The sequence below is a fragment of the Mammaliicoccus sp. J-M41 genome, from assembly GCF_022385935.1.
Classification (GTDB): Bacteria; Bacillota; Bacilli; order Staphylococcales; family Staphylococcaceae; genus Mammaliicoccus; species Mammaliicoccus sciuri_A.
This window is the reverse complement of the sequence record NZ_JAJNIR010000017.1, coordinates 42,201-49,154: the sequence shown is the minus strand read 5'-3', so window position 1 is coordinate 49,154 and position 6,954 is coordinate 42,201. Positions and strand designations below refer to the sequence as shown.

The window sequence follows — 6,954 nt, the reverse complement described above, 5'->3', positions numbered from 1 at the left end:
TAGTTTAATCATGATTTTAGTGGAAATTATTAATCTATACAAAAAAACAAACTGAACTTATAAATTTAAGTTCAGTTTGTCCACAGTCTGAGGAGATGCGTTCGCATCTCCTTTTTGTTATGTTACATTTCTCTAAACAATCCAACAACTTTACCTAATACTGTAACGTTATCTAAATAAATAGGTTCCATTGTACTGTTCTCTGGTTGAAGTCTATAACGCGTTTCTTCTTTGTAAAAACGTTTAACTGTAGCTTCATCATCTTCTGTCATTGCAACTATGATATCACCATTCTCAGCGATTGATTGACTACGTACGATTACTTTATCGCCGTCTAGTATACCAGCTTCGATCATGCTATCACCGACAACATCTAATATAAAGATATTGCTATTATGTGTTGATGTGAAATGTGCTGGTAATGGGAAGTATTCCTCTACATTCTCTACAGCTGTAATAGGTATACCTGCTGTAACTTTACCGATAACTGGAACGTGAATGGTGTTCTCTTGGTTAATGTTCTCTCCAACTGTTTCTGTAATTTCTATTGCTCGTGGTTTAGTTGGATCACGTTTAATATAGCCCTTTTCTTCTAGTCTTGATAAATGACCATGTACTGTAGAGCTTGACGCTAAGCCGACTGCTAAACCAATTTCACGTACGCTAGGCGGATAGCCTTTCGTTTGTACTATATGTTTGATGAATTGATATATTTCAGATTGACGTTTAGTTAATTCTTTCATAGTCGCACGCTCCCAATTAATTATTTAAATTTATTATAGCACATACGTTTCCTTTGAACAAACATTTGTTCGTATTTTTATTGACTACGAACAGTTGTTCTGTTATTATGATAATACAAACAAACGTTCTAGGAGGAATTGAGTATGACAATTACAATTAAGAAGACAGTATTAGTGTATATCGCAGTATTCTTAATGACTCTATTAATTGGATATTTATATTTAGCTCAGTCTAATGATCTTTATAATACAGAACAAACGTACGAAATGACCGATCATCAAATTAAACAACAAAGTGATAATCAACATAACCATATATCTGATTCCAATACATTAGTAGGGTCAATAGATTGAATTTAAACACGAGTAAATCCATTTGGATTTACTCGTGTTTTTTGGTATCTTTTATGTATAAAGAAAGTGGGGATATTATGCTAGATAAAGCAAAAATAGAAAGAATCAATGAATTAGCGAACAAAAAGAAATCTGAAGGTTTAACAGATAGTGAAGCTAAAGAACAAACAAAATTACGTGCTGAGTATTTACAAGCTTTCCGCGGTAATTTTAAAAATACAATAGAGAACACTAAAATCATAGATCCAGAAGGTAATGATGTAACACCTGAAAAGGTAAAAGAAATTCAAAAAAATAATAATATAAGAAAGTAAGTATAAATTAAGTAATAATAATTAATTTTTGAAAAAATTTCATGTATAATGAAAAGGGATTACAAGAATAAAGGAGACTACATTTATGTTTAACGAAAAAGATCAACTTGCAGTAGATTCAATCCGTGCTTTAAGTATAGATGCTATTGAAGCAGCTAACTCAGGACATCCTGGTTTACCAATGGGTGCTGCACCTATGGCATATGCATTATGGACTAAGCATTTAAATTTCAATCCACAATCTAAGAACTATTTTAATAGAGACCGTTTTGTTTTATCTGCTGGTCATGGTTCTGCATTACTATATAGTTTATTACACGTTTCAGGTAGTTTAGAACTTGAAGAAGTGAAGAACTTCAGACAATGGGATTCTAAAACACCTGGACATCCAGAATTTAGACATACTGATGGTGTAGAAGTTACAACAGGACCTTTAGGACAAGGTTTTGCTATGAGTGTTGGTATGGCAATGGCTGAAAAACACTTAGCAGGTAAATTTAATAAAGATAAATACGATGTAGTAGATCATTACACATATGTTTTAGCAAGTGATGGTGACTTAATGGAAGGTATTTCTCATGAAGCAGCTTCATTAGCAGGTCACTTAAACCTTGATAAATTAATCACTTTATATGATTCTAATGATATTTCATTAGATGGTGAATTGAATAAAGCATTCTCTGAAAATGTTAAAGAAAGATTCACATCATATGGTTGGAGCTATATCTTAGTTGAAGACGGTAATGACTTAGAAGCTATTGATAAAGCGATTACTGAAGCTAAAACATTAGAAGGTCCAACATTAATCGAAGTTAAAACAGTTATCGGTTATGGTGCGCCTAATAAAGCGGGTACTAATGGCGTGCATGGTGCTCCATTAGGTGAAGAAGAACGTGAATTAGCATTAAAAGCATACGGTTTAGATCCTTCTAAACGCTTTAATGTACCTCAAGAAGTATATGACATCTTCAGTGAAACAATGCTTAAACGTGCAAATGAAGACGAAGCAGCTTGGGAAAAATTAGTTGAAGCATATACAAATGAATATCCTGAATTAGGACAAGCATTTAAACAAGCTATTTCTAATGAATTACCAGTTGATTATGATAAAGAATTACCAGTTTATGAAGCTGGAAATAGCAGTGCAACACGTGCGGATTCAGGTGAAGTGATTCAAGCATTAAGTAAATCAGTACCAGCATTCTTTGGTGGTTCAGCTGACTTAGCATCTTCAAACAAATCAAATGTTAAAGGTGAAGCTGACTTTAGTAGCGAAACTCCAGAAGGACGCAATGTTTGGTTTGGTGTTCGTGAATTCGGTATGGCTGCTGCAGTTAACGGTATGGCAGTTCACGGTGGTGTTAAACCTTATGGTGCAACATTCTTCGTATTCAGTGACTACTTGAAACCAGCTGTTAGACTTTCAGCAATTATGGGTGTACCTTCAACATTTGTATTCACACATGATTCAATTGCTGTCGGTGAAGATGGTCCAACACATGAACCAGTTGAACAATTAGCTGGATTAAGAGCGATTCCTAACTTAAATGTGATCCGTCCTGCAGATGGTAATGAAACAAGAGTAGCATGGAAAGTAGCTTTAGAATCTGAAACAACACCAACAGCTTTAGTGTTAACAAGACAAAACTTAACAGCTTTAGATGTTGAAGAATCAGTATTAGAAGAAGGCGTTCGTAAAGGCGGATATGTTGTATATCGTTCTGAAATCGAACCTGAATACTTATTAATCGCATCTGGTTCTGAAGTTTCATTAGCTGTAGATGCAGCTAAAGATATCGAAGCACAAGGTAAAGGTGTACAAGTTGTATCATTACCTAACTGGCATGCATTTGATCAACAAGATGCTGAATATAAAGCATCAGTATTACCAGCATCAATCACTAAACGTGTAGCAATCGAAATGGCATCTTCTCTAGGTTGGCATAAATATGTTGGCCTTGAAGGTAAAGTCATTACAATTGATACATTCGGTGCAAGTGCGCCTGGTGACTTAGTAGTTGAAAAATACGGATTTACAAAAGAAAATGTATTAAACCAAGTATTAAGCTTCTAAAGAATGTTAAAAAAGCCTCATCCAAGAAACTTGGCTGAGGCTTTTTCATTTTAAACATTAAGTTTCATCTTGATAAAATGTAATGAATTTAGTAAACTTTTATAGGATACAGAAAGTGGGTGAAATAATGGCAACGTGGTTAGCAATATTATTAATCGTCGTGGCATTAATCGGTGGGCTTGCACTTGGATTCTTCCTTGCACGTAAATATATGATGGATTACTTGAAAAAGAATCCACCAATTAACGAAGAAATGTTACGTATGATGATGATGCAAATGGGTCAAAAACCATCTCAAAAGAAAATTAATCAAATGATGACAATGATGAATAAGAATATGGATCAAAAAATTAAATAATCTTATATTAATCATAAGTAAAAATAAAACGTATAACCGTGATATTTTTAAACGAGTCTCAGACGTACACAACAGTCTAAGGCTCGTTTCTTATTTTGTTTAAGTTTTCACTTATTGTTCAAATAAAGGTGTTTTAACTTAATTGTTATTTGATAAAATAGAATATGAGTGAGAGGGGGATCATTGTGGAAATTACAGTATTTGTAGCTTTTGGTGCAGGCATATTAAGTTTCGTATCTCCTTGCGTATTACCCATTTATCCAGCTTTTATTTCTTATATAACAGGCATGAGTTATGACGACATCAAAACTAAAGGACTTAGTCGTAATGCAATCTTACATACGATTATCTTTTTGCTTGGTTTTAGTGTTATATATATGATACTTGGAATGGGTATAGGATATATTTCTGGTATGTTGATTAATTACCAAACGTTAATCAGGCAATTAGGTGCCATTATTATTATTGTATTTGGTCTCATTATATTAGGTGTATTTCAACCACAATTTCTAATGAAAGACCGTAAAATAAATTTCAAGACGAAACCCACAGGTTATATAGGTACTTTTCTTATAGGTATGGCATTTGCTGCAGGATGGACACCTTGTAATGGTCCGATTATTGCAGCGATCGGTACGTTAGCTGCTACTAATTCATCACAAGCATTACTGTATATGTTGTTATATGTATTAGGATTCAGCATTCCATTTTTCGTACTAACATTCTTTATAACTAAATTACAAATTATTAAAAAGTACAATGTTGCTATCATGAAGTTTGGTGGTATAATTATGATAATTATGGGAATATTACTGTTCTTTGATTTATTAACAGAGATCACGATATTCTTCCAATCATTAGGTTTAAATTAAATATTATTGATATTTCGTACTTATAAGGGGTTTTAGATATGTATTTCCTTTTTTCATTTGTAATAGCAGCTTTAATGGGATTGGCAGTTATTGTTGTTAGAATGAAAGCACAAAATTATCCAACGAATGCTAAAAAGATCGTATTACCGCCTTTTTTTATGGCTACAGGTGCATTAATGTATGTTGTACCGTACTTTAGATTAAATGGCAGTGAAATTATAGAAGCAATTTTAGTTGGTTTGTTCTTTTCTCTATTTCTTATCTTTACTTCTAACTTTGAAGTTAAAGGATCAGAAATTTATATGAAACGTTCTAAATTATTTCCGGTTATTTTAATATCGTTATTAATCATTAGATCAGTCGGTAAATTTTTCTTAAGTGATTCAATCGATCCAGGTCAATTAGCAGGTATGTTTTTCTTACTCGCATTTAGTATGATTGTACCTTGGAGAATAGCCATGTATGTTAAATATAAAAAATTAAAAGACCGTATGCCAATTGTAAATTAAAAAAACAACGCACATCTCAATTATTGAGTGTGCGTTGTTTTTGCATTTGAAATTTCTTCTCTATGATCAAAGATAGAAAATTTATTCTTCTCATCATCAGCTAATTCGAACAATTTTAAATATGGTGTATAATCTATATTAAGTTCGGTTAGCTTTTTCTTCATGAATTTGTGATCTCTTTTTGGTGTTGCTACGATATATCCTCTCATGATATGGTCAAGTTCGATTGTTGTGGCATGTTCTTCTAATGCAATTTTAGAGACACGACCACCTATCTTTTCTTTCGCAACATCCCTAAATAATTCTGGAACAGGTGAAACGAGTTCGTTTAATAAACTACGTGCTTCATCATTCCATAATGGTAAAGCTTTATTAATGTAGTAGTCTTGCCAATCAAGTTCACTCATACCATTATCTTTAGGCATACGTTTTAAGAATTTACGAAACATAAAGAATCCACCGATTGCAAGTAACGAAATAAATACGATGCACCATAAAATAATAAAAAATATAAATGCGTTACTCAATGAAATCACTCCTTAGATTTAGTATAAATGAAGCGTTTCAACCTGTCTAATAAATATTATAAAAGGAGCTATAAAATGAAAATTTTACATACTGCTGATTGGCACATTGGTAAAACCATCAATGGTCAATCCTTAATAGAAGATCAAAAGTATATACTTTCAAAATTATTCGATGCAATTAAAGAACATCAGCCAGATATTGTTGTGATTAGCGGTGATTTATATGACTTGCACTATCCTAATAAAGAGGCAATGGTTGTTCTTGAAGATGCACTTTCAACAATCAATTTAGAACTTAACACACCAATAATAGCCATAAGTGGTAATCATGATGGTAAAGAACGTTTAAACTACGGGGAAAGATGGTTCGAAAAAACAGGCTTAAAAATTATAACAGGGTACAATCAGTTGCTTGAACCTATTAAAGTGAATGATGTCAATATATACGTGATGCCTTACTTTACACCTGCTGATATTAGACATGTATTTGAAGTGAAAGATATTCATACACATCAAGAAGCGACTGAATTTATAGTTAATAAAATGAAAGAAGTTATAAATGAAGATGAAACGAATATTTTAATAGGTCATTTATTCGTTGCTGGTGGTGAATCGACAGACTCTGAAAGACCATTATCTATTGGGACTATAGAAACAGTTAGTGCGCAAACCTTTGATATATTCGATGCTGTATTATTAGGGCATTTGCATCACCCATTTGCAATACAGTCTGATTACATATTTTATTCTGGAACACCAATGCAATATTCATTTTCAGAGGCAAACCAAGCTAAAGGGTATAGACTATTTGATTTTGGTCATAAATCTTTTAAACAGTCATTTATTCCAATAGAACCTAGAAGAGCATTTCAAGTGATACAAGCAAGCTATGAAGATGTCATACATGAAAAGTTAGACATCAAAAATCGTGAAGACTATTTTCACTTTAAATTATCTGATATGGACCATGTGACAGATCCACTGATGAAGATAAGAAGTATATATCCGAATACACTACAAATATCTAGGCAAGATTATGAAGTTGCAAATGATGAAATAGATGTGGATGTTCATACTTTGACGGATTTAGAAATTATTGAATCGTTTTACGATCATGTAACGGGAGAACCGTTAGAAGGTATAAAAAGAGAGAAAATTATCGCATTGTTAGAAAATGATTTAAATAAGGGGGCACAAGAATAA

General features: G+C 32.7%; 9 protein-coding genes. 7 read left to right on the top strand and 2 right to left on the bottom strand.

Features of this window, described 5'->3' with window-relative positions; translation table 11 throughout:
- Positions 1-122: 122 nt before the first annotated feature.
- Entirely contained in the window at positions 123-743 is a 621-nt protein-coding gene (gene lexA / locus LQ686_RS08065; RefSeq protein WP_025905896.1) for a transcriptional repressor LexA, read from the bottom strand.
- A 144-nt stretch (positions 744-887) separates the two neighbouring features.
- Here lexA and sosA point away from each other — a divergent pair, with 144 nt between their 5' ends.
- The 6 genes from sosA (at position 888) to LQ686_RS08035 (ending at position 5,224) form a co-directional block, all read left to right on the top strand.
- The gene (gene sosA, locus LQ686_RS08060; RefSeq protein ID WP_107565978.1) at positions 888-1,097 is read left to right on the top strand and encodes a DNA damage-induced cell division inhibitor SosA; all 210 of its coding nucleotides are present in this window, start codon (positions 888-890) and stop codon (positions 1,095-1,097) included.
- A gap of 77 nt (positions 1,098-1,174) precedes the next feature.
- Complete coding sequence (locus LQ686_RS08055) at positions 1,175-1,411, top strand: DUF896 domain-containing protein (RefSeq protein WP_107565979.1); 237 nt, start codon at positions 1,175-1,177, stop codon at positions 1,409-1,411.
- Positions 1,412-1,496: 85 nt separating this feature from the next.
- On the top strand, positions 1,497-3,485 hold the full coding sequence (gene tkt / locus LQ686_RS08050) for a transketolase (RefSeq protein WP_049318962.1): 1,989 nt from the start codon (positions 1,497-1,499) through the stop codon (positions 3,483-3,485).
- Between the two features lie 127 nt (positions 3,486-3,612).
- On the top strand, positions 3,613-3,843 hold the full coding sequence (locus tag LQ686_RS08045) for a YneF family protein (protein ID WP_025905903.1): 231 nt from the start codon (positions 3,613-3,615) through the stop codon (positions 3,841-3,843).
- A 185-nt stretch (positions 3,844-4,028) separates the two neighbouring features.
- Positions 4,029-4,715, top strand: coding sequence for a cytochrome c biogenesis CcdA family protein (locus tag LQ686_RS08040; RefSeq protein WP_078104443.1), 687 nt, complete (start codon positions 4,029-4,031; stop codon positions 4,713-4,715).
- A gap of 38 nt (positions 4,716-4,753) precedes the next feature.
- The gene (locus tag LQ686_RS08035) at positions 4,754-5,224 is read left to right on the top strand and encodes a CcdC family protein (RefSeq protein ID WP_025905907.1); all 471 of its coding nucleotides are present in this window, start codon (positions 4,754-4,756) and stop codon (positions 5,222-5,224) included.
- Positions 5,225-5,244: 20 nt separating this feature from the next.
- Here LQ686_RS08035 and LQ686_RS08030 read toward each other — a convergent pair whose 3' ends face one another.
- Entirely contained in the window at positions 5,245-5,751 is a 507-nt protein-coding gene (locus tag LQ686_RS08030; RefSeq protein WP_025905909.1) for a DUF2621 family protein, read from the bottom strand.
- A gap of 75 nt (positions 5,752-5,826) precedes the next feature.
- Here LQ686_RS08030 and sbcD point away from each other — a divergent pair, with 75 nt between their 5' ends.
- A complete protein-coding gene (gene sbcD / locus LQ686_RS08025; RefSeq protein ID WP_025905911.1) occupies positions 5,827-6,954 on the top strand; it encodes an exonuclease subunit SbcD in 1,128 nt (375 codons plus the stop codon).

Excerpts from the sequence above, each read along its gene's own strand:
- LQ686_RS08045 (WP_025905903.1), top strand. The coding sequence starts at position 3,613 with ATGGCAACGTGGTTAGCAATATTATTAATCGTCGTGGCATTAATCGGT.
- LQ686_RS08055 (WP_107565979.1), top strand. The coding sequence starts at position 1,175 with ATGCTAGATAAAGCAAAAATAGAAAGAATCAATGAATTAGCGAACAAA.
- LQ686_RS08035 (WP_025905907.1), top strand. The coding sequence starts at position 4,754 with ATGTATTTCCTTTTTTCATTTGTAATAGCAGCTTTAATGGGATTGGCA.
- tkt (WP_049318962.1), top strand. The coding sequence starts at position 1,497 with ATGTTTAACGAAAAAGATCAACTTGCAGTAGATTCAATCCGTGCTTTA.
- sosA (WP_107565978.1), top strand. The coding sequence starts at position 888 with ATGACAATTACAATTAAGAAGACAGTATTAGTGTATATCGCAGTATTC.
- lexA (WP_025905896.1), bottom strand. The coding sequence starts at position 743 with ATGAAAGAATTAACTAAACGTCAATCTGAAATATATCAATTCATCAAA.
- sbcD (WP_025905911.1), top strand. The coding sequence starts at position 5,827 with ATGAAAATTTTACATACTGCTGATTGGCACATTGGTAAAACCATCAAT.